The sequence below is a fragment of the Methyloceanibacter sp. genome (genome assembly GCF_050726195.1).
In the GTDB taxonomy this organism is placed as follows: Bacteria; Pseudomonadota; Alphaproteobacteria; order Rhizobiales; family Methyloligellaceae; genus Methyloceanibacter.
The window spans coordinates 157,210-181,391 of sequence record NZ_JBOHJC010000002.1; the positions used below are offsets into that span (position 1 = coordinate 157,210).

Sequence of the window (24,182 nt, forward strand, 5' to 3'; positions counted from 1 at the left end):
GCCCGTAGCCCGTAGCCCGGGTGAAGCGAAGCGTAACCCGGGACAATTCAAGCAGCATTAGCGCTCGCCGCGCTAACCCCTTGCGCCATAGACCGTTCGTGGTCCAGCAGCCACTGTTTCCGCGCGAGGCCCCCGCCGTACCCCGTGAGCGAGCCATCGCTGCCGATCACGCGGTGGCAAGGAATGACAATGCCGCGGAAATTGTCGCCATTCGCCCGCGCCACGGCGCGCACCGCCTTCGGCGCACCGATGCGCTTGGCGATCTCCGCATAGGAACGGGTCTCGCCCGGCGGAATTTGCAGGAGCGCCTCCCACACAAGCCTCTGGAAGTCGGTGCCGCGCGGCGCGAGCGGCAAGGTGAACCTCGTTCGCGTCCCGGCGAAATACTCGCCGAGCTCGCGCTCCGCCTGTTCGAGCACGGGATGGTCGCCGGGCACGATGGCGAACTTGGTCTTCTGCCGCAGCCGCACGATCTCGCGCTCCAGGCCGCGCCGGTCCACCCAGTCGAGCACACAGAGCCCGCTGTCGTGCGCCAGCGCGAGGATCGCGCCAAGCGGCGTCTCGATCCACCGCGCATAGAGGCAGTGTACGCCGTTTGCTTTCGACGGCGCCGCACCGAACAATTTCGCGAAGGCTTCGCGGAACCCACTCGGCGATTCAAAGCCATGAGCCAATTGTGTGTCCAAGACATTGCTCCCATTTCTGACGGCGGCGAGCGCCGAGCCCATGCGCCGCGCCCGTTGATAGGCATGAAACGACATGCCGAAATAGCGCTGAAACTGCCGCCGCGCGGTCGACGGCTCGATCCCCATGTCAATCAGGTCCCGATCGCGCAGAGGTTCCGCCAGGCGCTGCTCGACCTCAAGCCGCAGGGTTTCCACCAACGGCGGCACCGTGCCGCCGACGTTCATCGGCTTGCAGCGGAGGCACGGGCGGAAGCCCGCATACAGCGCCTCGCTCTTACCCGGAAAGAACTCGACGTTCGCGCGCAACGGCTTCCGCGCCGGGCAGGTCGGCCGGCAGAAAATACCGGTGGTCCTCACGCCGACCACGAAGATCCCTTCGTAGGACGCATCCCGGCGTTTGAGCGCGCAGAAGAATTCGTTGCTTCGTTGGGTAAACTGCTTCGTGCTCATACCCCAATACTAGGGAACCTGCCCGGACCGTGCGACCGATTTCCAGGCACTGATTTTTGACTAAGCCGCTTTCGCCGCCCGCCGCAAATCCGGCGGCACGGCCTCGTCGGCGAGCATGGCGACCGCCGCGTCGAGGCTCATAACCTCCTGGGCTTGCGAGCCAAGCCGGCGGACCGACACGGTGCCGTCCTCCGCCTCGCGCTTGCCGACCACGAGCAGCACCGGCACCTTGGCCACGGAGTGCTCGCGCACCTTGTAGTTAATCTTCTCGTTGCGGAGATCGGCCTCGGCACGCAGGCCAACCGCCTTCAGGCGATCGAGCACGCGCTCCGCATAGCCGTCGGCGTCGGACACGATGGTCGCGACCACCGCCTGCACCGGCGCGAGCCACAGCGGCAAATGCCCCGCGTAGTGCTCGACGAGGATGCCGGTGAAGCGCTCCAGCGAGCCGAACATGGCACGGTGGATCATCACCGGCGTCTTCTTCTCGCCGTCGGGCCCGATATAGAACGCGCCGAGCCGCTCCGGCATATTGAGGTCGACCTGGATGGTGCCGCATTGCCAGTCGCGGCCGATGGCGTCGCGCAATACATATTCGAGCTTCGGCCCGTAGAATGCGCCCTCCCCCGGGTTCAGCTCGTAATCTAAGCCCGCCGCCTCGACCGCACGCTTCAGCGCCGCCTCCGCCTTGTCCCATACGTGATCGGCGCCGACCCGCTTCGCCGGCCGGTCCGAGAACTTGATGCGCACGTCGTCGAAGCCGAAGTCGCGATAGATCGACAGCATCTGCTCGTTGAGCTTCACGCACTCCTCGGTGATCTGGTCCTCGGTGCAGAAGATATGAGCGTCGTCCTGGGTGAAGTGGCGCACGCGGAGCAGCCCGTGCAGCGCGCCCGACGGCTCGTAGCGGTGCACCTTGCCGAACTCGGCGATGCTCAAGGGGAGGTCGCGGTAGCTCTTGAGACCGTGCTTGAAGATCTGCACGTGCCCCGGGCAGTTCATCGGCTTGCAGCAATAGACGCGCTCGTCTGGCGTCTCGGCGATGTACATGTTCTCGGCGAACTTCTCCCAATGGCCCGACTGCTCCCACAGGGTGCGCTCCATCATGTCGGGCGAGTTCACCTCGACATAGCCCCAGGCGTTCTGGCGCCGGCGCATATAGCCGATCAGCGCCGTGAACAGCGCCCAGCCCTTGGGATGCCAGAACACGGCGCCTGGCGCCTCCTCCTGGAAGTGGTAGAGGTCCATCTCGCGGCCGAGCCGGCGGTGGTCGCGCTTCTCCGCCTCCTCGATCTGGTGGAGATAGGCGGCAAGGTCCTCCTCGCTCGCCCACGCCGTGCCGTAGATGCGCTGGAGCATGGGCCGCGTGGAATCGCCCCGCCAATACGCGCCGGCGATCTTGAGCAGCTTGAACGCCTTGCCCACTTTGCCGGTCGACGTCATATGCGGCCCGCGGCAGAGGTCGAGCCATTCCCGTTGCGAGTAGATCCTGATCTCCTCGCCTTGCGGGATCGCGTCGATCAATTCCAGCTTGTAGATCTCACCCTTGTCGCGGAACAGCTTCTTCGCCGCCGCGCGCTCCATCACGTCGCAGGAGAACGGGGAATCGCGCGCGATGATCTCGCGCATCTTCGCCTCGATCTTGGGCAGGTCCTCCGGCGTGAACGGCTCGTCGCGCGCGAAATCGTAATAGAAGCCGTTGTCGATCACCGGGCCGATGGTGACCTGCGTGCCGGGATAGAGTTCCTGCACCGCCTCGGCCATGACATGCGCCGCGTCGTGTCGGATAAGCTCCAGTGCCTCCTTGTCGGTGCGCGCGATGAACTTGATCGAGGCGTCCGTATTGATCGGGGCGTAAAGATCGGCGAGCTCGCCGTCGAGGCTCATCGCCACCGTGCGCTTGGCCAGCGACGGGGAGATCGACTTGGCAATGTCGAGGCCCGTGGTGCCCTTGGGCACCGCGCGCTTCGCACCATCGGGAAATGTCAGGGAAACGTCGGACATCGTCTCGCTCCTCTCACTCCTGCGTACCAGCGCAGGTAAGGGATAGTGTTTGTGGCGGGGCTTTTAGCGAACTTTGCCCACCGCGTCACCTGCATTCATCCGCCACCTTCCATAGCGCCACGGCGCGAACGGATGATGCTCGGCCCGCACATCAGGCACGGGGTCGAGCCCGTGGCTTCCCCAGGGATGGCAGCGGCAGAGCCGCGCCAGAGTGAGCCAGAAGCCGCGCCACGCCCCGTTCGCCTCGATTGCTTCGCGCGCATAGTCCGAGCAGGTCGGCATGTGCCGGCAATTCGCGCCGACCAGCGCCGACAGCGTGTAGCGATAGGCCATGATCGGGGCCAGCAGCACGGCCTTGGCCACGTCCTTGCCCACGCGGGAGAGAGCTTCAGTCATGGCCGGCACCGGCATAGCCGCGAGCACCATCGCCCGCCAGCTTGGCCTCGATTTGGGCCAGCGCGTCCTCCACCGCGTCGAACACGAGCAAGGTCGAGGGCTGCCGCGCTTTGTAGTCGCGCACCGGCTCGAGCAGCGCGAGGTCGGCCCACCGCCCCGAGGGCGGCGACCCGCTCTCTTTCAGCATCTTGCGCATGGCGGCGCCAACTTCGCGGAGCTCTGCTGCCGTGGAGCCCACGATCTCCCGGCCCATCACCGCGGCGGAGGTCTGTCCAAGCAGGCAGGCCCGCACGGTCTGGCCGTAGTCGGTCACCTTGTCGCCCTCCATGACGAGGTCGATGCTCACCCGGCTGCCGCACAGCTTGGAATGGGCCATGGCGGTGGCGTGCGGCTGCGCCAGCCGCGCCGTGCGGGGCATGGCGGCCGCAATCTCGAGCAGCTTTTGGCTGTAAATGTCGTCCGGCACTGTCATTCTGCTATCCTAAAGTCCGTTGGGCTCGCCTTGCAGGGGGATTTCACGCATTATATATGCTGCCAGGCGGGCGATTGAGAGGCCCGGTTGACAGGCCTCTTATACTAGGCTTCTGCCATCGGCCGAACGGCCAGGCGGTTTCGCGCGTTAGGCCAGACAAGGGAAAGTTCAGTCGATGGACGTCAAAGTGAAGAACCGGCCGAGCGCGCCGCAAATCGAGATCGGCCGTGGCCCCGATATTGCCCGTCCGTCGCGGGAGGAGGCCGAGCAGGCCGTCCGCACGCTCATCGCCTATGCCGGCGACGATCCGGACCGCGAGGGCCTGCGCGAGACGCCGCGCCGCGTCACCGCCGCCTATGACGAGTTCTTCGCCGGCTATCGCGAGTGCCCGTTCGACGTGCTGTCACGCACCTTCGACGAGGTCGCCGGCTACGACGACATCGTCATGCTGCGCGACATCGAGCTCCACTCCCATTGCGAGCATCACATGATCCCGTTCGTCGGCAAGGCGCATGTCGCCTACTTCCCGACCGATCGCGTGGTCGGCATCTCCAAGCTCGCCCGCGTGGTCGAGGTGTTCGCCCGCCGCCTGCAGACGCAAGAGACCATGACGGCGCAGATCGCCGAGACCATCGACAAGGTGCTGAAGCCCAAGGGCGTGGCGGTGATGATCGAGGCGGTGCATCAGTGCATGTCGATCCGCGGCGTGCGCAAGCCGGACGTCGCCACCATCACCACCCAGTTCACCGGCATCTTCAAGGAAGATCCGGCGCAGCAGCAGCGCTTCATGATGTTGGCGACCGAGCGCGGCCGTCCGTAAGGCCGCCCCGGCCGCGAAGGACATTATCGCGGTGACCAAGGCCGACGACTTCCCCACCACCGACGACAAAACCGAGCGCGAAGAGGGCACCCTCTTCGCGCCGCAGTTCGATTCGCACGGCCTCCTGCCCGTCATCGTCACCTCGGCCAAGACCGGCGACGTGCTGATGTTCGCCTATATGAACGCCGAGGCGTTGGCCCGCTCCATCGAGACAGGTGAAGCGCACTATTGGTCGCGGTCGCGCGAGGCCCTGTGGCGCAAGGGCGAGACCAGCGGCAACGCCCAGCGCATCGTCGAGATGCGCACCGACTGCGACCAGGACGTGCTCTGGCTCAAGGTTGAGATGACCGGCGCGGAAGCGTCCTGCCACACCGGCCGCAAATCCTGCTTCTACCGCGCCATTCCCTTGAAGCAGGGCCTCTCCGGCTCCCTCGTCTTCGTCGAGGCGGAGCGGCAGTTCGACCCGGAGGCCGTCTACGGCCACGCTGACGCCGCAAAGGGAACCTTAAAGAGTTCATAGTATTGTTCTAGACGGCTTAGAGCTGCATTCGGCCACGCCGGTGGAACCTCCAAGCAGGGCCGCTTGCTATTTTGCAGTGCGGGACGAAAGTCCGGCATGAGGCGCGTGGCATGGCAAGACCAACGATCGGTTTGGCGCTTGGCGGCGGAGCGGCACGGGGCTGGGCCCATATCGGCGTCCTTCGCAGTCTGGTCGCGGCAGGGCTCGAGCCCGACATCGTCGCCGGCACCTCGATCGGCGCCGTCGCCGGCGCCTGCTACGTCACCGGCAAGCTCGCCGCGCTCGAGGAGTTCGCCGCCACCCTGACGCGGCGCCGCATTTTCGGCTTTCTCGACATCAACTTCGCGGGCTCCGGCCTGATCACCGGTCAGCGTCTCAACGCGCGGCTGGAGAATCACCTAAAGGGCTTCTCCATCGACAAGCTGCCGCGAAAGTTCGTGGCGGTCGCCACCGAGCTCGGCACCGGGCACGAGGTGTGGCTCAACAAAGGCGACCTGGTGACGGCCTTGCAGGCCTCGTTCGCCCTGCCCGGCATCTTCCGGCCCGTACTGATCAACGGGCGCTGGCTGATCGACGGCGCGCTTGTGAATCCCATACCGGTGTCGGTCTGCCGCGCGTTCGGCGCCCGCATCGTCATCGCCGCCAACCTGAGCTGCGACGGGTTCAGCAAGGGCGGCGTGATCCACGATCAGGAGGCGCTCGCCGATCCTAGGGGCGAGGACGACGCGGAGCTTCCCGGCACCAACGGCCGCGCCGCCGTGCATCTCCTGCACCGGCAGATTTTCGGCAGGAGCGGCGCCCCCGGCATGTCGGCGGTGATGATGGACGCCATCAACATCACCCAGGACCGCATCGCCCGTTCGCGCCTCGCCGGCGACCCGCCGGACATCACCATCGGCCCGAAGACCGGCCATATCGGCCTGTTCGACTTTCACCGCGCCAACGAGGCGATGGCGCTCGGCGCCAGGGCCGCCGAAGCCCAGCTCGAGGAGATCAGGCTTGCCGTGCGGGCGCTGTCGACGCCCGGCATGGCAGACCGCCAGGCGCCAAGCCCGCCGGATCAGCCCGTGGCGATGTAGTCGCGCATCGCCGCCGCTTCCATCTCGGCTTCGGCGATCCGCATTCTCACCACGTCACCGATCGACACGAGGCCGACCAGGCGCCCACGATCCACCACCGGCATGTGCCGGAAGCGGTGCGCCGTCATCTCGCCCATCAACCGGTCGATCGTGTCCGACTCCCGGCAGCTGACCACGGCCTTGGTCATGCAGGCCTCGACCGGCTCCTTGAGCACGGAGGCTCCCGCTCTCGACAGCTCGCGGACGATGTCGCGCTCCGAGACAATGCCGATAACCTTGCCGTCGGGCCCAACAATGACGATGCAGCCGATCCGGTGCTCGCTGAGCAGCCTGGCGATGTCAAGCAAGGGCGTGTCCGGGGCGGTCGTGAAGACCTCCCTGCCCTTCAACTTCAGGATTGCAGCGACGTTCATTGGTTTCCTCCCGCCCGGGAACTTGCGTCCCGGAGCTGCGACATTCTGTCCTGTCAAGAAACGAGAGGCAAGTGTCCCGCGATTAGGCGCTGAGTCTCCGGCGTTTACGGGACAAATAGCCCGGATGGAGCGCAGCGAAATCCGGCGTCATCCCATCAATCCCGGGTTCCGCTCCGCTTCACCCGGTCTACTCCTTCTGTCGAAATACCCGAAGGTGAGGAGCCCGGTGAGGAAGCCGCCGATATGGGCCTCCCAAGCGATGCCGCCCTCCGTCCCGCCGAGCGAGACCGCGCTCAGGCCGAAATAGGCATTGAGCACCACCCAGAACACCAGGAACGCGACAATTCGGCGATCCTTGAGCGTAGTCCCGAGGCTCGCCAGCGGCGCGTTGACGAAGTCAGGCGCGCGCTCCCCCGGCCCCCGCCCCGCGAAGAAGATGAAGCGGAGCGCGCCGGCCATCTGCCCCGAGATCGCGGCCGAGGCGCCCACGACCGGCGCCACGCCGCCCCAATGAAACGCAAGATGCGTCAGCGCCCCGGCGATGCCGCACAGAATCGAGAATTCGAAGAACCCCCGCGTGCCGATGCGCCGCGCCACGGCGCTGCCGAAGGCGAGCATCCACAGCACGTTGACCACGACGTGCAGCCAGCCGCCATGCACGATCATGTAGGTCACAAACGAGGTGACCGCGGTGACGTAACCCCCTGGAAGGTCGAGCGCGGCGCCGCTATAGCGCGCCGGAATGAAGGCGAGCGCGAGCAGCACCGTGACGTCGATCTCGTCCGGCAGAAACCCCCTGACGGCCTGGACCCCGACGATCAGCGCCGAGGCAACCACGACGGCGCGCGGCACGTTCAGGATCGGCTGGTGTTCTGCCATGCGCGGACGGCCCCCCCAAATCGATTATCTTCGATATGAGTCTATCAGTTGGAGCGAACGCAATGGCCAACAAGACGACCAGCCTGTAGCCCGGGTGGAGCGAAGCGTAACCCGGGGACAATATCAGTTGGAGCGAACGCAATGGCCAACAAGACGACCAGGAAGCCGGCGAAGGCATCAAAGAAGGCGCCCCGCAAACGGGCGGCTACGAAGGCCAAGCCGCGCAAGGCCGCGAAAGCCGCCAAGCCGCGCAAAGCCCCGCCGAAGCCGAGGGCGGGCAAGGTCGTCCTCCTCTCTGGCGGCAATCCGCAAATCGCCAAGGGCTATGGCGACACGCCGGTTGAGGCCTATATCACCGCCATGCCGGGCTGGAAGCGTGAGGTCGGGCGGCGCCTGGATGCGCTCATCGCCCGCGCCGTCCCCGGCGTGAAGAAGGCGGTCAAATGGAACTCGCCCTTCTATGGCGTCGAGGAAGGGGTCTGGTTCCTCGCCCTCCATTGCTTCACGAAGTACATCAAGGTGACGTTCTTCCGCGGCGCGGACTTGCGTCCCGTCCCGCCCGGCCCGTCCAAGCACAAGGACACGCGCTATCTCGACATTTACGAGGGCGCGCTCGACGAAGCGCAGTTCACCGCCTGGGTGAAGCAAGCCGCGGCATTGCCGGGGGAACCCATGTGAGTTTGTAGCCCGGATGGAGCGCAGCGAAATCCGGGGCCCTACCAACCCTTTCCCGGTTTCGCTTCGCTTCAACCGGGCTACTTGCTACCTCGACATCTACGAAGGCGCGCTCGACGAAGCCCAGTTCACCGCCTGGGTGAAGCAAGCCGCGGCACTGCCGGGGGAAAAGCTGTGAGGAAGAAGTCGAGAGGTGCCGACAAGCGCTTGACGGAGGGGCGCAGCAGCCATACGCTTTTTGGTGATCTGGTGCAGAGCATCGGATCAGCGACTGCTAGGCCTTACTTCGTGTCTATGGACATGGAGAAAGACGATTGAGCGGCAGCTTTGGTTGCCCCTCTTACGTTGCTGATACGCGATTGTCCGCGCCAGGTCTCATTTGAGGCATGGCGTATTTTTTTGCGCCATGCTTTCGTCCCGCACCCGCTTGGTGTGTGTCTCGCACATCGAGCATTAGGAGACTCAAGCATGATTACCTTCAACAAATCGAACAACCCCAACCCCTCACGACTTATCGAGTCGCTCCGCCACATTGGCTACAGCAACTACGAGGCAATCGCAGACCTTCTCGACAACTCTTTTGATGCAGAGGCCAACAAGGTCTCGATCGAGATCTCAAAGATCCGCGAAGACTTCGAGATCACGATCGCGGATGATGGCACTGGCATGGATCAGGATACGCTGGACGAAGCGCTGCGGCTTGGCTCCCTCACCGAGCGCAACCCTGCGACCGACCTTGGCAAGTTTGGCATGGGCCTCGTGACCGCAGGGCTGTCGCTTTCACGCCGGACGCAGGTCATTACAAAGGAGAATGCTAACTACTGCACCAGCATCGTCGACGTCGAAGAAATTCAGCGCACAAACCGCTTTTGCAAGCATTTGGAGAAAAGCACTGATGACGAGAAGCGTCTGTTCGATAGCAAGATTGGTCAAGTGGAATCGGGCACACTCGTCATCTTGACGAAGACGGATGCGCTCACCAACCGAAACACAACGCAGTTCGCCAATGTGCTGCGGAAGCACCTTGGTGAGGTTCATCGGCATTTCCTGCTGGCCGGAAAGCAGATCAGCGTCAATGGTGAACCTGTCCGCACCATTGACCCGCTCATGCTGGACCATTCGGATACGGATATCTATTCCGACGAATTGTATCCTATTGAACTTGGTGACGGTGCCGACAAAACTACCGAACAGATTCGGGTTCGCATTGCACTCATCCCGCCGGATTTTGCCGCGGGCGAGAATAGGCTAGCGAAGGCACTTCAGCATCAGGGCTTTTACCTGATGCGCAATAACCGGCAAATTCAACGCGCGGCGACATTGGACTACTTTTCTAAGCACAACGATTTCAACCGCATGCGCGGAGAGATCTTTCTTTCCGGAAATTTAGACAGGTACGTTGGCATTGAGTTTACCAAACGTACCGTGGTGTTCGACCAGTCAATCCAAGACAAACTGGGTCAGCACCTTCGCGCTCAGTGCACTGCAATAAAGAGGCGCGAGTCTGGTCGCGGAGTCGAAGCGACTTCCGCCGAGCAGGACAAGTTTCACGAGCAGGCGTCCAAGGCGATCACCGAAAAGAGTCACCTGCTGATGACGCCCAAGGCAATCGTCGAGCGCAGAGCACAACGGACCGAGACGCACGGCCGAGTTCGTCCCAGCGACGAGCATAACGGCAGCGAGCGTAAGAATTTAAGCAACACACAGCGTAGTGGCGTTGCAGAGCGCTGTCGATTTGTGAAGCAGGGGCTCGGCCCCAACGGGCAAATCTTCGAGTGTGATCTTGAAGGCCGTACCGTAGTCATTCGGTGGAACGTTGAACATCCTTTCTACAAGCGGTTTATCGTAGACAATCAGGATGACGGTCGCCTCGTCACGGCTGTTGATTTTCTGGTCTACTCAATGGCGTGTGCAGAGCTTCGGGAGCGCGATGAAGATCACGTTGAGTTCATCAACAATATGAAGGCTGTGATCTCGGCCAATCTGCGGACGCTGCTAACCTGAGCGATGCCGTGGTGGCGCTGAATGGGGCGAGCGCTACCGCTCGCCCCGCCACTCCCGGAAGAGAACCGTAATGGGCGTAACCCGGGTTGCGCTTCGCTTCACCCGGGCTACGACAACAAGAAAGCAACAACACCCATGAAGAAGAGCGGCGCGAAGGAGGGACAACGAGAAGCCTCCCCCTCCCGGCTCATCGATGCGCGCATCAAGGCGCTCGGCGATTGGCGAGGCGAGACGCTTGCGCGGGTGCGCGCGCTCATCAAGGAGGCCGACCCCGACATCGTCGAAGACGTGAAATGGCGAAAGCCGTCGAGCCCGCTCGGCGTGCCGGTGTGGGAGCACGCCGGCATCGTCTGCACCGGCGAGACCTACAAAGACAAGGTGAAGCTCACCTTCGCCAAGGGCGCGGCGCTCGAGGACCCGTCGGGCCTCTTTAACGCGAGCCTCGACGGCGGCACGAGGCGCGCCATCGATCTCCATGAAGGCGACAAGATCGACGAGAAGGCGTTCAAGGCGCTCATCCGCGCCGCAATGGCGCTGAACACAAGCAGCAAGTAGCAAGTAGCCCGGGTAGAGCGCAGCGAAACCCGGGGACAAGGAAAACGTAGCCCGTAGGATGGGGTTAGGCGCGAAAGCGCCGTAACCCACCATCGGAACCCGCGGCAGACTCAGCCGGTGGGTTACGCGCCTTCAGCGCTAACCCACCCTACGGCTTCACCCCCGGCAACCTTAACGGCCGCCGCCTCTGCCCCCGGCCCCCACGCCCGCGGCGCTGGCATGCTCCCTGCTTAACAAATCCTGAGTACGCCCGCCGGCGTGTGCCAAAGCGGGATTTACCCTGGATTGGCCCAAACATGTGCGGGCTTAAGAGGAGCATGTAGCGTTTTGCGTCGGGTGGGTCATGCAGCAGCCAACGAGTAGGCAGCTTTACGCGTATTGGGACGGCATACGCAACGGCCGCATCGCGCCGCGCCGTTTCGAGATCGAGCCGGCCAAGATCGCGCCCCTCCTGCCCGAGACCTTCATCGCCGAATGTAGGGGCCTGCTCGGCTTCCGCTTCCGCCTGGCGGGCACTAAGATCTGCCAGCATTTCGGCCGCGAATTGCGCGGGATCGACTTCTTGAGCCTATGGGCGGGGAACGACCGGGATGCGCTGGCCTCGCTGGTGCGCACCGTGCTGACCGACGGCGCCGTGGGCCATGGCACCTTCCGCGCCTATTCGCAGACCCGCCGCGAGGCGAGTTTCGAATTGACACTCATGCCCTTGATCCACACCGGCCAGACGGTCAACCGCCTGCTCGGCGCCATCACCGCCATCGAGCCGCCGTTCTGGCTCGGCGCCGAGCCGCTCACGGCGCTCGAGGTCGCCGAGTTGCATCTCCACTGGCCCGACGGCGTCCCGGCCTTCATGGCGGGTGGCGGCGCGGATATCGTGCGCCTAGCGCGGCGGCGCTTCCGCGTCGTCCACGGCGGCCTGAGCAACGACTGACGCCGAATTGCCTGGATTAGGGCCGCTTTTTGCCAACACGCTTAGCCGTTCCTTAATGCATGCCCACTTAGCGTGACGGGCAGCCGCCTGCTTTCGATTCCCACTCGGAGCCGGCGCCAAGGCCGCCAGCCATGAGCGTGTTGAAGATGGAACAGTCCGCCCCGCCGCAATCCGCGAGGCTTCGTGAGCGCCGCGCCGAGCGCCGCAGCGGTCGCCCCTACCCGGCGATCGTGCAGGACCGGCGCCGCTATCGCCGCGTGCCCGTCGATCTCCAGGGCCGCTTCATGCGCGAGGACAAACAGGAATATCCCTGCGAGGTGCGGGACATGTCGGCCGGCGGCATGTACCTCTCGGCGCCCGTCTCGTGCCACCGCGGCGAGCGCATCGTCGCCTATCTCGACAATCTCGGCCGCATCGAAGGGGTGGTGTCGCGCACCTTCGAGGGCGGCTTCGCCGTCAAGATCAACGCCAGCCAGCAAAAGCGCGAGCGCATCGCCAACCTGCTCACGTGGTACGTCAATCGCGAATATCTCGGCCTCGGCGAGGAGCGCCAGCACGAGCGCTTCCCGCCGCGGGTCAGCGCCTCGAAGCTCATCCTGCCCAACGGCGAGGTCCACGACTGCCGGGTGCTCGACGTGTCGATGAGCGGCGCCTCGGTCGCCATCCGGCAGAAGCCGGCGATCGATACGGTGGTGGTGCTCGGCCGCTTGCGCGGCCGCGTCGTCCGCCACCACAACCAGGGCGTCGCCATTCAGTTCGCCGACCTGCAAGATCCCGACAGCCTCGCCCGCTCCTTCGGCTAAAGGCGCCCGTTCTGCCATCGGCAGACCCGAGCTTTGGCGACTGCTCGTAATTGCTACTTGGTGGGAACGTAACCCAAATAGCTCCTGAATTCGTCGCTGACTGCATCGATGGCGTGGGTATCTCCAGTTAGGCGGCCGATCAGCAGCGCGCCCTGAACGCCGGCGAAGACCTGCATGGCGACATCGCGCGGGCGCTGATCTTTGATGTGGAATTGGCCGCGCTCTGCGCCTTCGCGGACGATGCTCTCCAGCAAATCGAGATGCAGCTTGGTGAAACGGTGCAATGTGCTTTGCACGGACGAAGAGATCCCATCAAACACCGACGCGAACGATCCACCAGGGCACATGCGTTCGGCCTTGCCGTGAATATGTCGGAACATGTCGAAATAGCGCTCCAGCCGCGCGGCAGGATCTTTGCCCTCGACTTTCGCAGACTGCGTCCGTACCCAGTCCGCCGCGCGCTCGAGCACGGCCACGGCGATAGCGTCCTTGGAGTCGAAATGGTGATAGAGGCTTGGCTTTCGGATACCGACCCGGTCGGCGAGGTCCTGAAAGCTGAAGCCGTGAAAGCTGCGCGTCTGGATCAGATCCTGCGCCGCATCTAGGATTTTTTCCTTGGTGGTCATAGCTACCTAACGTAAGGTAGCTCAACGTCAACGTCAAGCCCATTTTCCCGAAAATTAGCCACTTGACTTTCTACCTACCAATCGTTAGATAGCGTAGACTACCGAATGGTCGGTAGGCAAGCAAGGAGAGAACCAATGACCAACATTGCAAAAATCCTCACAGTCGCTGCGACCCTGACGGTCGGCACCGGCGCCATCAGTGGGATGGCTCTGGCATCTGGGAGCGGTATCCCGGCCCCCTATCGGCTCGGCAATCATGTCGACGGGCCAAGCGTCTCCGTTCCGTCATCTAACGAGGGGAGCGGTATCCCGGCCCCCTGGCGGGTCGGCAATCATGCCGACGAGCCAAGCCTCTCCCTCTTCCGTTCACCTGGAGCGGCGAGCGGTATCCCGGGCCCCTATCGGCTAGGCAATTAAGGTGATGGGGAGCCCTAGGCCACCTCGTTCTAGGCGCCGAGCGCACGAACGAGACTCTCGCGCCCAGGGCTCCCCCTTCCAAAGAGCTTGAGCGATTGATTGGAGTAACCGCCATGTCAACGCAAGCAGACCTACAACCGAGCGCAACGATACTGCCTTTCATCAGGGAGCCGAGTATATGGCATCCGGTGATCGTGGCCGGGGCTCTGCGGCAGGTCACGCGGGAGCTGTTCGACACCTATCATCCCGAGCGCCACTATATGCGAGGGCCGGGGCCAAGATGGCATGAGAAACACGCGCCCGACAGCATCGCCGTCCGGCCGAAGCGTGGCTCGTTCGTCCTCCATACGATCCTGCTCTTCCTCGTTCTTCTGTCCAGCGGCGCGTTGTCGAGCTTCGCCCTCGCGCAGGAAACGGCTCCCCTCAACATGGATCCACCCTATGTGGAAGTCATTGTCACCGCCTGTCCGGTGATCGAGGCTCCGCTTGAGCCGATCAACCAGGGAAAGGTGTACGACGACGAACGGTCGTTGACGCGGGCTGAGCGCGTTGCCTTCTTCCGCGCGTCCGGCTGCATCGACGTTCCCATTCCGCCGGAATACATGATGCAAGAATTGTCATACCAGCAGTGCATGGGCCATGCGGGCTACCTCGCCGCCATGCAGTATCTCGAGCAGAACAAGACCCTGGTCAGAACGCCGGTGATCGGACAGTGGGCGTGCATCCCGGGCGGCACCCCGTTTGTCGGCGTCGCCTACCAATAGTACCCGCGTCGTGTCGGCCATCCCTTCGCATAGTTGGAGGACCTTCCAATGCTATACAGTTACATCGTCAAGAAACGAATCCGAGAGACCTTCGACCACGTCAACAACCATCGCTGGGACGAGGCGGTGAAGGCAGCCTCGCCACATGTTCATCACCGCGTTTCCGGCATCCACGCGCTTGCTGGTGAGCGCCACAGCAAAGAAGCCCTGCGTCGCTGGTTTGAGCGCCTCGGCCGCGTCCTGCCCGATCTCCGTATCAAGGTCAACAACGTCTGGGTGAAGGGCTGGCCGTGGTATACCACCGTGTTTGCGCAGTGGGACGGCACCGCGACGCTGCTCAACGGCGACCCATACGTCAATCGTGGTCTCCACGTGTTCACCCTGCGGTGGGGGAGGCTCCATGCACTTGAGGAATTTTACGACTCACAAGCAACGGCCCGTGGTCTTGCCGCCCAAGCAGCGGCTGGCCTCGAAGAAGCTGTCGCCGAACCAATTGTAAGCTAACAGAAGCGCAGTCAGGGGCCCGTAGCGGTTATCGACATCGGCAAGAACACGTTCCATCTGATCGGCCACGATGAGCATGGAGCGATCGTGCTGCGCCAGAAGCTATCCCGTGTACCAGGACAGTTCGTGAAGCCCCTCCTCAAGGGCTAAACGCCGACGGTGTTCGTGCTCCATTTTGTCGCGCGCCCCCGCAGCAAATAGGCAAAGATGAGGACGTGAACGACCACCATGGCCGGCACATTGAGAACTACAAGGTAATAGGAAGCGCCCCATTGCGCGGGATCGACTCCGCCACCAATGAAGAGATGTTCGCATAGACCAGGTCGAGAAGGCCGACCACATTGAACAGCCAAATCACCGGCACTGCGAAACCGCTCTCAAATCGAACGCAGGCAAGCGAAAGAAGCGCAAGAAGAACAGCCGCCAAATCACCGTAGGCAGTCGGTACCGCAAAAGCGCTCGGTAACTCCGGCGAGACAAGTCCCGGCATTAGGAACATCAAACCATTGATGCGCAGGCACGCGTAGAGCAGGAGCGGAGTGAGCGCGCTCTTGATCGCTCGATCCTTGATGTTAGGCCATATGTACCATCTGCCAATGAGGCCGAAGACAAGCAATGCCACGCCGTAGCTAATGAAGAAATGGATATAGTTGGCGGTAGTCGACATCGGGTCCGCAGTTGCGTTGCTAAGCTCGTTGCGCGCACATGCTAGAGGAACGTACGTCTCCGATGCTGTTCGTAGTTGTTACTTGGTGGGGAACGTAACCCAAGTAGTTCCTGAATTCGGCGATGACTGCATCGATGGCGTGGGCATCTCCAGTTAGGCGGCCGATCATCAGTGCACCCTGAGCGCCGGCGAAAATCTGCATGGCGACGTCGCGCGGGCGCTGGTCTTTGATGTGGAACTGGCCGCGCTCCGCGCCTTCGCGGACGATGCTCTCCAGCAAATCGAGATGCAGCCTGGTGAAACGGTGCAATCCACTTTGCACGGACGAAGAGACCCCATCGAACACCGCCGCGAAGGATCCACCAGGGCACACACGCTCGCCCTTGCCGTGAATGTCTCGAAACATTTCGAAATAGCACTCCAGCCGCGCGGCCGGATCCTCGTCATCGGCCTTCGCAACCTGCGTCCGTACCCAGTCCGCCGCGCGCTCAAGCACGGCCAAAGCGAGGGCCTCCTTGGAGTCGAAATGGTGATAGAGGCTTGGCTTTCGGATGCCGACCCTGTCGGCGAGGTCCTGAAAACTGAAGCCGTGAAAGCTGCGCCTCTGGATCAGATCCTGCGCCGCATCTAGGATTCTTTCCTTAGTCATGGCTACCTAACGTAAGGTAGACACGCTTTACCGTCAAGACATTTGTTCGATAATTTTCCCCTTGATATTTGGTCTACCGAACGTTAGGTAGGGGACTGTCTCGATTGATAGGAGCTTATTCGATGTCAAGGAAACCCGGACAGAAGGTGGTCACCAGAATCCTAAGCGGCGGCATTGCCGTTGCGCTCCTTGGTGTGGGGCTGAGCGCGTGCAATCCCACCGAGGCAGCAGACCCACGACAAGAGCCGCCGCTCGTCCGCATTGCCACGGTGGAGCTGGCCGCCCCGAGTGAGCGGGCCTTCACAGGCGTCGTCTCCGCACGCATTCAGAGCAATCTCGGCTTTCGCGTCGGAGGTAAGATCATCGAGCGCCTCATCGACACCGGACAGTCGGTGAAGCTTGGCCAGCCCCTTATGAAGATCGACCGTGCCGATCTCGATCTGGCGATTGCCGCGCGCGACAAGGATGTCGAAGCTGCCCTGGCGACGGCGGTTCAGACCCGTGCCGACGAAGCGCGCTACCGCAAACTGTTGGCTGATGGATGGGTATCGCGTCAACGCTATGAGCAGGCCAAGTCGGCGCTCGACAACGCCGAGGCGCAGCTGGCGGCAGCCGAGGCAAATGCTCAGGTTGCAAAGAACGAGGGAGACTATTCTGTCCTCTTGGCCGATGCCGACGGCGTGATCGTTGAGACACTCGGCGAGCCCGGGCAGGTGGTCGCCGCAGGGCAAATCGTTATCCGGCTTGCGCACACGGGTCCGCGCGAGGCGACTGTAAATCTGCCGGAGGCAATCCGGCCCGCGATCGGCTCGGAGGCGAGCGCGACTGTCTATGGCGATCACAGGTCGCGTTTCCCAGCGCGGCTGCGGCAGTTGTCCGATGCTGCGGATCCCGTGAGCCGCACATACGAAGCCCGCTATGTCCTGGAAGGCGCAGCCGCGGACGCGCCCTTAGGCGCAACCGTTACGATCCGGATTCTTGACGACGGCTTGGCAAAGATTGTCGCAGTTCCCCTTGGCGCGATCGCCGACAAGGGCGCCACTTCGGGGGTCTGGCTTATCGACCAGAGCACGTCGACCGTCACGTTCCGTCCCGTGACGCTTGCAGGGCTCGGAGATGAGACGGCGCTGATTGTGCAGGGTCTCGCTGTTGGCGACCAAGTGGTGGCGCTCGGCGCCCATCTGCTCCACGAGGGCGAGAGCGTGCGAACGGCAGGAAAGGAAATGGCATCGCGATGAACAGGTTCAATCTTTCCGCAATTGCCGTTCGCGAACGGGCCGTCACCCTGTTCTTCCTCCTCCTGCTGGTGGCCGCTGGCGCCTACGCCTTCCTTATGCTCGGACGGGCGGAGGACCCCTCCTTCACCATCAAGACCTTGACGGTCACGACGGTATGGCCTGGCGCGACGGCGCGCGAGATGCAGGACCTCGTCGCCGAACCGTTGGAGAAGCGGATTCAGGAGCTGACTTGGTACGACCGGGTGGAGACGACCGCACGGCCAGGTTATGCGTATATGACGGTTACGCTGAAGGACAGCACACCGCCATCTCTCGTGCAGGAGGAATTCTACCAGGCCCGCAAGAAGCTCGGGGATGAAGCGCGGAACCTGCCCCCCGGCGTGTTCGGCCCCTTCGTCAACGACGAGTATTCGGACGTGAGCTTCGCCCTTTATGCACTCAAGGCCAAGGGCATGCCGATGCGCGAGCTGGTGCGGCAAGCCGAGATTATCCGCCAGGACCTTCTGCATGTGCCTGGCGTCAAGAAGATCAACATCCTCGGTGAACGTCCCGAGCAGATATTCGTCGAGTTTTCCTTTGCCAAGCTGGCGACCCTCGGCGTGTCGGCACAGGATATTTCCGCCGCCTTGCAGCGGCAGAACACCGTCACACCGGCGGGTTCGATCGACACCCAGGGCCCGCAGATTTTTATACGGCTCGACGGCGCTTATGACAGCGTCCAGGCGATCGCCGCCACGCCGATCGTCGCCAATGGGCGGACGCTCAAGCTGTCCGACATCGCAGAGGTTCGCCGCGGCTACGAGGATCCTCCCACCTTTGTCATCCGACACCAGGGCGAGCCGACCGTCATGCTGGCCGCCGTGATGCAGGAGGGCTGGAACGGTCTTGAACTCGGCGAGGCGCTGGAGGAGAGGTCCGCGGCTATCGCACAGACGCTGCCGCTCGGGATGACGCTCGACAAGGTGACCGATCAGGCCGTCAACATCACGCACGCGGTTGACGAATTCATGATGAAGTTCGCAATGGCGCTCGGCGTGGTGCTGCTGGTGAGCCTGCTCAGCCTCGGCTGGCGGGTCGGCATTGTCGTCGCGGCTGCCGTCCCTCTGACGCTTGCCGTCGTGTTCCTCATCATGCTGGAAACCGACCGGTTCTTCGACCGCATCACGCTCGGCGCCCTCATCCTGGCGCTTGGTCTTCTCGTGGACGACGCCATCATCGCCATCGAAGTGATGGTGGTGAAAATGGAAGAAGGCATGGACCGCATCAAGGCGGCCGCCTATGCGTGGAGCCACACTGCGGCGCCGATGCTGTCCGGAACACTCGTGACGGTCGCCGGGTTCCTGCCGGTGGGCTTCGCGAGCTCGTCGGCCGGCGAATACGCCGGCAACATCTTCTGGATCGTGGGGTTCGCCCTCATCGTCTCGTGGATCGTCGCTGTGGTCTTCACGCCGTATCTAGGCGTAAAGATGCTGCCCGAAATCAAACCCATCGAAGGCGGCACCCACGCCATATACGGCACACCCAACTACCGGCGCCTGCGCCGGCTCATCGCCTTTGCCGTGCGCCACAAGTTCGTGACCGTCGGTATCGTTGGCATCGCCTTCGCGCTGTCCGTCGTCGGCATGGGCGCCCTCAAACAGCAATTCTTCCCGACATCCGACCGCCCTGAAGTGCTGGTGGAGGTTCGCCTGCCGGAAGGCACCAGCATTGAGACGACGACCGCGGCGGTCGAGAAGCTCGAGCACTGGCTGGACGACCAGCCCGAGGCTGAGATCGTCACGAGCTATGTCGGTCAGGGCGCGCCCCGCTTCTTCTTCGCGATGGCGCCGGAACTGCCTGATCCTGCCTTTGCCAAGATCGTCGTGCTGACCCCGGACGCCGAGGCGCGCGAGGCTTTGAAGCAGCGGCTCCGAGAGGCGGTGTCACAGGGGCTTGCCCCCGAGGCCTATGTGCGCGTCACGCAGCTCGTGTTCGGACCCTACACGCCGTTCCCGGTCGAGTTTCGGGTCATGGGACCTGATCCCGCACAATTGTACAGCATCTCCGAGAAGGCCCTCGACATCATGCGGGGCGTTCCGGACGTGCGGCAGGCCAACCGCGATTGGGGCAATCGCACGCCGGTACTCCGCTTCATCCCCGATCAGGATCGGCTGAACCTCATCGGCCTCTCGCCGGCGGAGGTGGGCCAGCAGCTCCAGTTCCTCCTCACCGGCGTCGCCGTTACGCAGGTCCGCGAGGACATCCGCAATGTCCCCATCGTCGCGCGCAGCGCCGGCGGCGAGCGGCTGGACCCGACGCGTCTGGCGGATTTCTCGCTGATGAGCCGGGACGGCCGCCAGATTCCGCTCGACCAGATCGGCCATTCGGAAGTCCGGCTGGAAGAGCCGATCCTGAAGCGGCGCGATCGCACACCTGTCATCACGATCCGCGCGGACATCAATGAGGCGACCCAGCCTCCGGAGGTTTCCAAACAGATCCAGACGGCCCTTCAGCCGCTGATCGCATCGCTGCCGGCGGGGTACCGCATCGAGATGGGCGGATCGATCGAGGAGGCTACCAAGGCCAACACCGCGCTGGGTAAAATCTTCCCGGCCATGATCGCCGCCATGCTGATCGTCATCATGCTGCAGGTGCGGTCCTTCTCGACCATGGCCATGGTCATGCTGACGGCACCGCTTGGTCTCGTTGGCGTCGTGCCAATGCTGCTGGCATTCAACCAACCCTTCGGATTCAACGCCATTCTGGGCTTGATCGGACTGGCGGGAATCCTAATGCGCAATACGCTGATCCTGACCGAGCAAATCAAGGAGAACCGTGCTGCCGGCCTCGACGACTATCACGCCGTCATCGAAGCCACGGTGCAACGCACGAGGCCCGTGATCCTGACCGCGCTTGCCGCCGTGCTGGCCTTCGTTCCCCTCACCTCCTCCGTCTTCTGGGGATCGATGGCCTATACGCTGATCGGCGGCACGGCGGTCGGCACGGTGCTGATCCTGCTCTTCCTTCCCGCGCTCTATGCCGCGTGGTTCCGGATCAAGCCGACTGCCGATGACGTCCATGAGTCATCTGCCGATGACGTCCATGAGTCATCCGTCTCGATGCAGGAGTTGGGCTCCGCCGATTTGTCACCGGCGGCCGCATGAAAGTCGCCTCGGTTTCCATCCCGACATGATTGACGAAGCGTTGCGCGCCACAGCGCCCGCCAACGCGCCATAACGGCCGCCAAACCCGCCGCAACCGCCGGCAAACGCGCCGTAACCGCCGCCAAACCCGCCGCAATGGGAGATTAGAGCGCCGTTTCGCGCAGGTGCGCGCTTTGTTCTATATTGTCTAAAATTTTAGCTAATGGCGGAACATTCAGGTTTGAGTAGGTCTCACTAAAAAACAACTACCAATAATCCTTCAAAACGCGGGCTTGTTTTATCAGGATCGCAAATTCTCTTTGCGATAGTGCCTCCCAACAACAGGGGGGTGTAATGAAACAGTTTGTTCTAGGGTCCGCGTTTCTGATGTTTATTTCGTCGTTACCGGCGGACGCCACCAATAATCATGCGATCAGCCTCAAGCCGCAGCTTGAGCCGCAGAAGATCGCGTTCCTGCAATCGTTCGGCGATACCTTGCCGCCTATCGGCTACGTGAACTTTTGCCGGGAAAATGGGGCCGAATGCCGCCCGTCTCCGCGCTTCGCCGACCTGGTTCAATTGAAGGCCACAAGGTTCGACCAGCTCGCGGAAGTCAACAAACGGGTCAATGACGCAGTTGCGCCGATCACGGACCTTGAGCTCTACGGCAAGGTGGAGCAGTGGGCCTATCCCGCCGAGGGCAAGGGCGACTGCGAGGATTATGTCCTGCTCAAGCGCCGCATGCTGATCGAGCGCGGCTGGCCCGAGAGCACGCTTCTCATCACCGTCGTACGCGACGAAAACAACGAAGGTCATGCCGTGCTGACCGTCCGCACCGATCGCGGCGACTTCGTCCTCGACAACAAGCAGCCCGACGTCATGGCGTGGGCCGACACGCCCTACACCTTCGTCAAGCAGCAATCGGCGCACAATCCCTTGGTTTGGATCTCGCTCCTGCCGCCGAATCTGGAGCCGCAACCAGCGCTCTCAGCCTCGAACCGGAATTAAGGAGAATTCGATCCCGCCCGCGGGACCCAAGTTTAAAGGCCCGGTGACATCCCCCACCCATCCCCGACCCAACCGGGCCTTTCCTAGAGCCGGTCTCGCAAGAGACCGGCTCCTTTTTTTCGGGGCTTGGTCCTAGAGCTTCAGAATGAGATCGATCAACAAGGCGCCGGAGAACAGGCTCCATACGGCGGCGATGGCGAGAGACACGCCGAACCAGACCCTCGGCCGCGCCTCGACCCGCATCCCCCGCCAGGCATTGCGCATGAGGATGGCAGGTCCCGCCAGCACGCGTAAAAGGACACCGCCGAGCGAAGCAAGGATCGACTTCGGTTCGAGGTTGAACCGCATCGGCTCGCCGGAGACGAGCTGGACGAAGCTCGCCAGCACGCCGGCCATAACGAAGCCGACGGCCATAACGTAGAGATAGAGTGCTACGGACAGCATTGGGCCCCTCGCCGTGCTTTCCCGAGCACTCTAGCGAGAGGCGCCTTGCCCTTTGCGTGAATTCTTAAGGACTGGTTAACGCCCGTGCCGCTGCGGCACGGAGACCGTCAGTTCTGGAGGTCGTAGTCGAGAATCGCCATCTGGAATTGGTAGGCCGTCTCGCCCTCATCCTCATCGTCGCGGAACAGGACGCCGATGAATTCCTCGCCGATATAGACCTCGGCGGAGTCCTCCTTCTGCGGCCGCTGCCGGACCTGGATGGCCGGCAGACGGAACGTCTTCTTGAGATAGTGCTCCAGCTTGAGTATCTCGTCGCGTGTCAATGCTACCCCCTCGGAGCCGCGAGCCGGCTCACGTCTTATCCCCAGTGGCGGCTTGGTCATCGCCTGAGAAGAACTGGTCCATTGTCAATGCGGGCTCCTCGCAGCCGGCGACCCCGATTTCGCGGGCAGGCACGCCAGCCACGGTCCGCTTCGACGCCACATCCTTGAGCACGACGCTGCCCGCGGCAATGCGGGCGCAATCACCGACAGAGATATTGCCGAGGATCTTGGCGCCGGCGCCAATCATGACGCCACGGCCAATCTTGGGATGGCGGTCGCCCTGCTCGTTGCCGGAGCCGCCGAGCGTGACGCCGTGCAGGAGCGAGCAATTGTCGCCGATCACCGCGGTCTCACCGATGACGATACCCGTGGCGTGGTCCAGCATGATGCCTCTGCCGATCCTCGCCGCCGGGTGGATGTCCACTTGCAGGAACCGCGAGGTCAGGCTTTGTAAATAGAGCGCGAAGTCCTCACGGCCCGCCTTCCACAGCCAATGCGCGATGCGATACGTCTCAAGCGCGTGGAAACCTTTGAAGTAGAGCAGCGGCTCGATCAGCCGGGCGGTGGCCGGATCGCGCTTGGCCACGGCCATGAGATCGGCGCGGAACGCATCGCCGAGCGACGGCTCCGCCTCCAGCACCTCGTGAAACGTCTTGTGCATCAGGCCGGCATCGAGGGCCGCATGCTGCAAGCGGCGCGCAAGGCGATGGCACACGGCGTCTTCGAGACGGTCGTGACTCAATACCGTTGCGTAGATGAAGCCGCCGAGCGCAGGCTCCGCCGCGCTGATCTCCTCGGCCTCGCGCCGCACCTGACTCCAGACGGGGTCGTAAGCTTTGATCCGCGGCTCTGCCGCCACCCCGGGCTTGTTCATAGCTACCTCACTTCGCCCCCCTAGCAGGGTCGGGGGGCACTAGTCTACCAGTCAAAGACCTAAGCACGCGAAGTTAAAAAGTCGAGCACGCCCTGCTTGAAACGCGCATCTCCCACGGCTTTCATATGATCGCGGCCGGCGATGTCCAGAAATTTGGCGCCGGGAATCAGGGCTGCAAGCTCCGCGCCCGACCCGCCGATGACATCCTCGCTACCGACCGCCACCAGAATTGGCACGGAGATTCGGCTGAGTTGGTCCGCGTCGACCTTCTCGCGCGGCCCGCGCATGCAGGCAGCGAGCGCCTTCAAGTCGCTCTTGGTCTGTTCAGCAAACGCCCTGAAGCTACGCGCCGTCTCGTTGGTCACGTCCTCGATGCGAGGCGCTTCAAGAGCGCGGGCAAGCGGCCCGGTGCCCACCATCCCGCGCACCATGTTGATGCCGAGGCCGCCGAACACGACGCTCCTCACCCGCTCCGGATGCGCGAACACGAGGAACGCGGCAATGCGGGCGCCCATGGAATAGCCGAGCACGTCGACCCGGTCGATGCCGAGATGGTCGAGCAGCCGGCGCGCGTCCTCCGCCATTGTCGGCGCTCCATAGAGGCTCGGATCGTAAAGCTTCTCGCTTTGCCCGTGCCCGCGATTGTCGTAGGCAATGACCCGCCGGCCGGATTCCTTGAGCGCGCGCACCCAACGCGGGTCGATCCAGTTGGTGAGGACGTTGGAGGCGAAGCCGTGGATGAGAAGGATCGGCTCGCCCTCCCCCTCGTCCATATAGGCGATCCGCACGCCATCTGAATCGAAGCTCTGCATTCTCGCCTACCGCTTTGGCTCAAGGGTCACTATGCTGCCCACGAAAT

Annotated in this window: 27 protein-coding genes and 1 pseudogene; 15 read left to right on the plus strand and 13 right to left on the minus strand. The window is 63.0% G+C overall.

All coding sequences use genetic code 11. The annotated features are described in order from the left end of the window. Positions 1-47 precede the first annotated feature (47 nt). From ACRECX_RS02165 to ACRECX_RS02180, 4 genes are all read right to left on the minus strand, one after another. Entirely contained in the window at positions 48-1,136 is a 1,089-nt protein-coding gene (locus ACRECX_RS02165; RefSeq protein ID WP_431557166.1) for a bifunctional transcriptional activator/DNA repair enzyme AdaA, read from the minus strand. 60 nt (positions 1,137-1,196) lie between these two features. Then, complete coding sequence (gene thrS, locus ACRECX_RS02170; RefSeq protein WP_431557167.1) at positions 1,197-3,140, minus strand: threonine--tRNA ligase; 1,944 nt, start codon at positions 3,138-3,140, stop codon at positions 1,197-1,199. Between the two features lie 63 nt (positions 3,141-3,203). Further along, complete coding sequence (gene yidD / locus ACRECX_RS02175) at positions 3,204-3,536, minus strand: membrane protein insertion efficiency factor YidD (RefSeq protein ID WP_431557168.1); 333 nt, start codon at positions 3,534-3,536, stop codon at positions 3,204-3,206. After that, complete coding sequence (locus ACRECX_RS02180; protein WP_431557169.1) at positions 3,529-4,008, minus strand: iron-sulfur cluster assembly scaffold protein; 480 nt, start codon at positions 4,006-4,008, stop codon at positions 3,529-3,531. The genes yidD and ACRECX_RS02180 overlap by 8 nt, the downstream gene beginning before the upstream one ends. A 175-nt stretch (positions 4,009-4,183) precedes the next feature. Here ACRECX_RS02180 and folE point away from each other — a divergent pair, with 175 nt between their 5' ends. From folE to ACRECX_RS02195, 3 genes are all read left to right on the plus strand, one after another. Continuing rightward, the gene (gene folE / locus ACRECX_RS02185) at positions 4,184-4,828 is read left to right on the plus strand and encodes a GTP cyclohydrolase I FolE (protein ID WP_431557170.1); all 645 of its coding nucleotides are present in this window, start codon (positions 4,184-4,186) and stop codon (positions 4,826-4,828) included. A gap of 31 nt (positions 4,829-4,859) precedes the next feature. After that, positions 4,860-5,348: a phosphoribosyl-AMP cyclohydrolase gene (gene hisI / locus ACRECX_RS02190; RefSeq protein WP_431557171.1), complete on the plus strand. Its 489-nt coding sequence runs from the start codon at positions 4,860-4,862 to the stop codon at positions 5,346-5,348. A 110-nt stretch (positions 5,349-5,458) separates the two neighbouring features. Beyond that, complete coding sequence (locus ACRECX_RS02195; protein ID WP_431557172.1) at positions 5,459-6,427, plus strand: patatin-like phospholipase family protein; 969 nt, start codon at positions 5,459-5,461, stop codon at positions 6,425-6,427. Here the strand turns inward: ACRECX_RS02195 and ACRECX_RS02200 are convergent. Together ACRECX_RS02200 and ACRECX_RS02205 are read right to left on the minus strand one after the other, a co-directional pair. Continuing rightward, positions 6,409-6,840: a CBS domain-containing protein gene (locus ACRECX_RS02200; RefSeq protein WP_431557173.1), complete on the minus strand. Its 432-nt coding sequence runs from the start codon at positions 6,838-6,840 to the stop codon at positions 6,409-6,411. The genes ACRECX_RS02195 and ACRECX_RS02200 overlap by 19 nt on opposite strands. Positions 6,841-6,987: 147 nt before the next feature. Beyond that, positions 6,988-7,719, minus strand: a complete 732-nt coding sequence (locus tag ACRECX_RS02205) for a rhomboid family intramembrane serine protease (protein ID WP_431557174.1) — start codon at positions 7,717-7,719, stop codon at positions 6,988-6,990. Between the two features lie 141 nt (positions 7,720-7,860). Here ACRECX_RS02205 and ACRECX_RS02210 point away from each other — a divergent pair, with 141 nt between their 5' ends. From ACRECX_RS02210 to ACRECX_RS02235, 6 genes and pseudogenes are all read left to right on the plus strand, one after another. After that, positions 7,861-8,397 carry a DUF1801 domain-containing protein gene (locus ACRECX_RS02210; RefSeq protein WP_431557175.1) on the plus strand — a complete coding sequence of 179 codons (537 nt, stop codon included), beginning with the start codon at positions 7,861-7,863 and terminating at the stop codon, positions 8,395-8,397. An 85-nt stretch (positions 8,398-8,482) separates the two neighbouring features. Beyond that, a pseudogene (locus ACRECX_RS02215) lies at positions 8,483-8,572 on the plus strand (DUF1801 domain-containing protein); the annotation flags it as partial. A gap of 290 nt (positions 8,573-8,862) precedes the next feature. Continuing rightward, positions 8,863-10,398 (plus strand): ATP-binding protein, encoded by a 1,536-nt coding sequence (locus ACRECX_RS02220; protein ID WP_431557176.1) that lies wholly within the window; start codon positions 8,863-8,865, stop codon positions 10,396-10,398. A gap of 135 nt (positions 10,399-10,533) precedes the next feature. Continuing rightward, positions 10,534-10,953 carry a DUF1801 domain-containing protein gene (locus ACRECX_RS02225; RefSeq protein WP_431557177.1) on the plus strand — a complete coding sequence of 140 codons (420 nt, stop codon included), beginning with the start codon at positions 10,534-10,536 and terminating at the stop codon, positions 10,951-10,953. Between the two features lie 343 nt (positions 10,954-11,296). Continuing rightward, positions 11,297-11,884, plus strand: coding sequence for a PAS domain-containing protein (locus ACRECX_RS02230; RefSeq protein ID WP_431557178.1), 588 nt, complete (start codon positions 11,297-11,299; stop codon positions 11,882-11,884). 131 nt (positions 11,885-12,015) lie between these two features. Continuing rightward, positions 12,016-12,687 carry a PilZ domain-containing protein gene (locus tag ACRECX_RS02235; RefSeq protein WP_431557179.1) on the plus strand — a complete coding sequence of 224 codons (672 nt, stop codon included), beginning with the start codon at positions 12,016-12,018 and terminating at the stop codon, positions 12,685-12,687. A 53-nt stretch (positions 12,688-12,740) separates the two neighbouring features. Here the strand turns inward: ACRECX_RS02235 and ACRECX_RS02240 are convergent, their stop codons facing one another. After that, on the minus strand, positions 12,741-13,313 hold the full coding sequence (locus tag ACRECX_RS02240) for a TetR/AcrR family transcriptional regulator (protein WP_431557180.1): 573 nt from the start codon (positions 13,311-13,313) through the stop codon (positions 12,741-12,743). A gap of 135 nt (positions 13,314-13,448) precedes the next feature. On the opposite strand from ACRECX_RS02240, the gene ACRECX_RS02245 reads away from it, so the two are divergent. The 3 genes from ACRECX_RS02245 (at position 13,449) to ACRECX_RS02255 (ending at position 14,998) form a co-directional block, all read left to right on the plus strand. After that, positions 13,449-13,730: a hypothetical protein gene (locus ACRECX_RS02245; RefSeq protein ID WP_431557181.1), complete on the plus strand. Its 282-nt coding sequence runs from the start codon at positions 13,449-13,451 to the stop codon at positions 13,728-13,730. A gap of 113 nt (positions 13,731-13,843) precedes the next feature. Further along, positions 13,844-14,494, plus strand: coding sequence for a hypothetical protein (locus tag ACRECX_RS02250; protein ID WP_431557182.1), 651 nt, complete (start codon positions 13,844-13,846; stop codon positions 14,492-14,494). Positions 14,495-14,542: 48 nt separating this feature from the next. Then, the gene (locus tag ACRECX_RS02255; protein ID WP_431557183.1) at positions 14,543-14,998 is read left to right on the plus strand and encodes a nuclear transport factor 2 family protein; all 456 of its coding nucleotides are present in this window, start codon (positions 14,543-14,545) and stop codon (positions 14,996-14,998) included. Positions 14,999-15,245: 247 nt separating this feature from the next. On the opposite strand, the gene ACRECX_RS02260 is transcribed toward ACRECX_RS02255, so the two are convergent. Both ACRECX_RS02260 and ACRECX_RS02265 read right to left on the minus strand, forming a co-directional pair. Continuing rightward, positions 15,246-15,665 carry a hypothetical protein gene (locus tag ACRECX_RS02260; RefSeq protein WP_431557184.1) on the minus strand — a complete coding sequence of 140 codons (420 nt, stop codon included), beginning with the start codon at positions 15,663-15,665 and terminating at the stop codon, positions 15,246-15,248. 19 nt (positions 15,666-15,684) lie between these two features. Continuing rightward, positions 15,685-16,314 carry a TetR/AcrR family transcriptional regulator gene (locus ACRECX_RS02265; RefSeq protein ID WP_431557185.1) on the minus strand — a complete coding sequence of 210 codons (630 nt, stop codon included), beginning with the start codon at positions 16,312-16,314 and terminating at the stop codon, positions 15,685-15,687. A 269-nt stretch (positions 16,315-16,583) separates the two neighbouring features. Here ACRECX_RS02265 and ACRECX_RS02270 point away from each other — a divergent pair, with 269 nt between their 5' ends. The 3 genes from ACRECX_RS02270 (at position 16,584) to ACRECX_RS02280 (ending at position 21,682) form a co-directional block, all read left to right on the plus strand. Continuing rightward, complete coding sequence (locus ACRECX_RS02270; RefSeq protein WP_431557186.1) at positions 16,584-17,552, plus strand: efflux RND transporter periplasmic adaptor subunit; 969 nt, start codon at positions 16,584-16,586, stop codon at positions 17,550-17,552. Continuing rightward, positions 17,549-20,695: an efflux RND transporter permease subunit gene (locus ACRECX_RS02275; protein WP_431557187.1), complete on the plus strand. Its 3,147-nt coding sequence runs from the start codon at positions 17,549-17,551 to the stop codon at positions 20,693-20,695. Before ACRECX_RS02270 ends, ACRECX_RS02275 begins: the two co-directional genes overlap by 4 nt. Positions 20,696-21,028: 333 nt before the next feature. Then, a complete protein-coding gene (locus ACRECX_RS02280) occupies positions 21,029-21,682 on the plus strand; it encodes a transglutaminase-like cysteine peptidase (RefSeq protein ID WP_431557188.1) in 654 nt (217 codons plus the stop codon). 132 nt (positions 21,683-21,814) lie between these two features. Here ACRECX_RS02280 and ACRECX_RS02285 read toward each other — a convergent pair whose 3' ends face one another. The 4 genes from ACRECX_RS02285 to ACRECX_RS02300 form a co-directional block, all read right to left on the minus strand. After that, complete coding sequence (locus ACRECX_RS02285) at positions 21,815-22,126, minus strand: DUF6949 family protein (RefSeq protein ID WP_431557189.1); 312 nt, start codon at positions 22,124-22,126, stop codon at positions 21,815-21,817. A gap of 107 nt (positions 22,127-22,233) precedes the next feature. Further along, positions 22,234-22,449 (minus strand): DUF3126 family protein, encoded by a 216-nt coding sequence (locus ACRECX_RS02290; protein ID WP_431557190.1) that lies wholly within the window; start codon positions 22,447-22,449, stop codon positions 22,234-22,236. Positions 22,450-22,477: 28 nt separating this feature from the next. Beyond that, positions 22,478-23,323 (minus strand): serine O-acetyltransferase, encoded by an 846-nt coding sequence (gene cysE / locus ACRECX_RS02295; protein ID WP_431557191.1) that lies wholly within the window; start codon positions 23,321-23,323, stop codon positions 22,478-22,480. Positions 23,324-23,382: 59 nt separating this feature from the next. Beyond that, positions 23,383-24,135: an alpha/beta fold hydrolase gene (locus ACRECX_RS02300; RefSeq protein WP_431557192.1), complete on the minus strand. Its 753-nt coding sequence runs from the start codon at positions 24,133-24,135 to the stop codon at positions 23,383-23,385. Between the last annotated feature and the right edge of the window lie 47 nt (positions 24,136-24,182).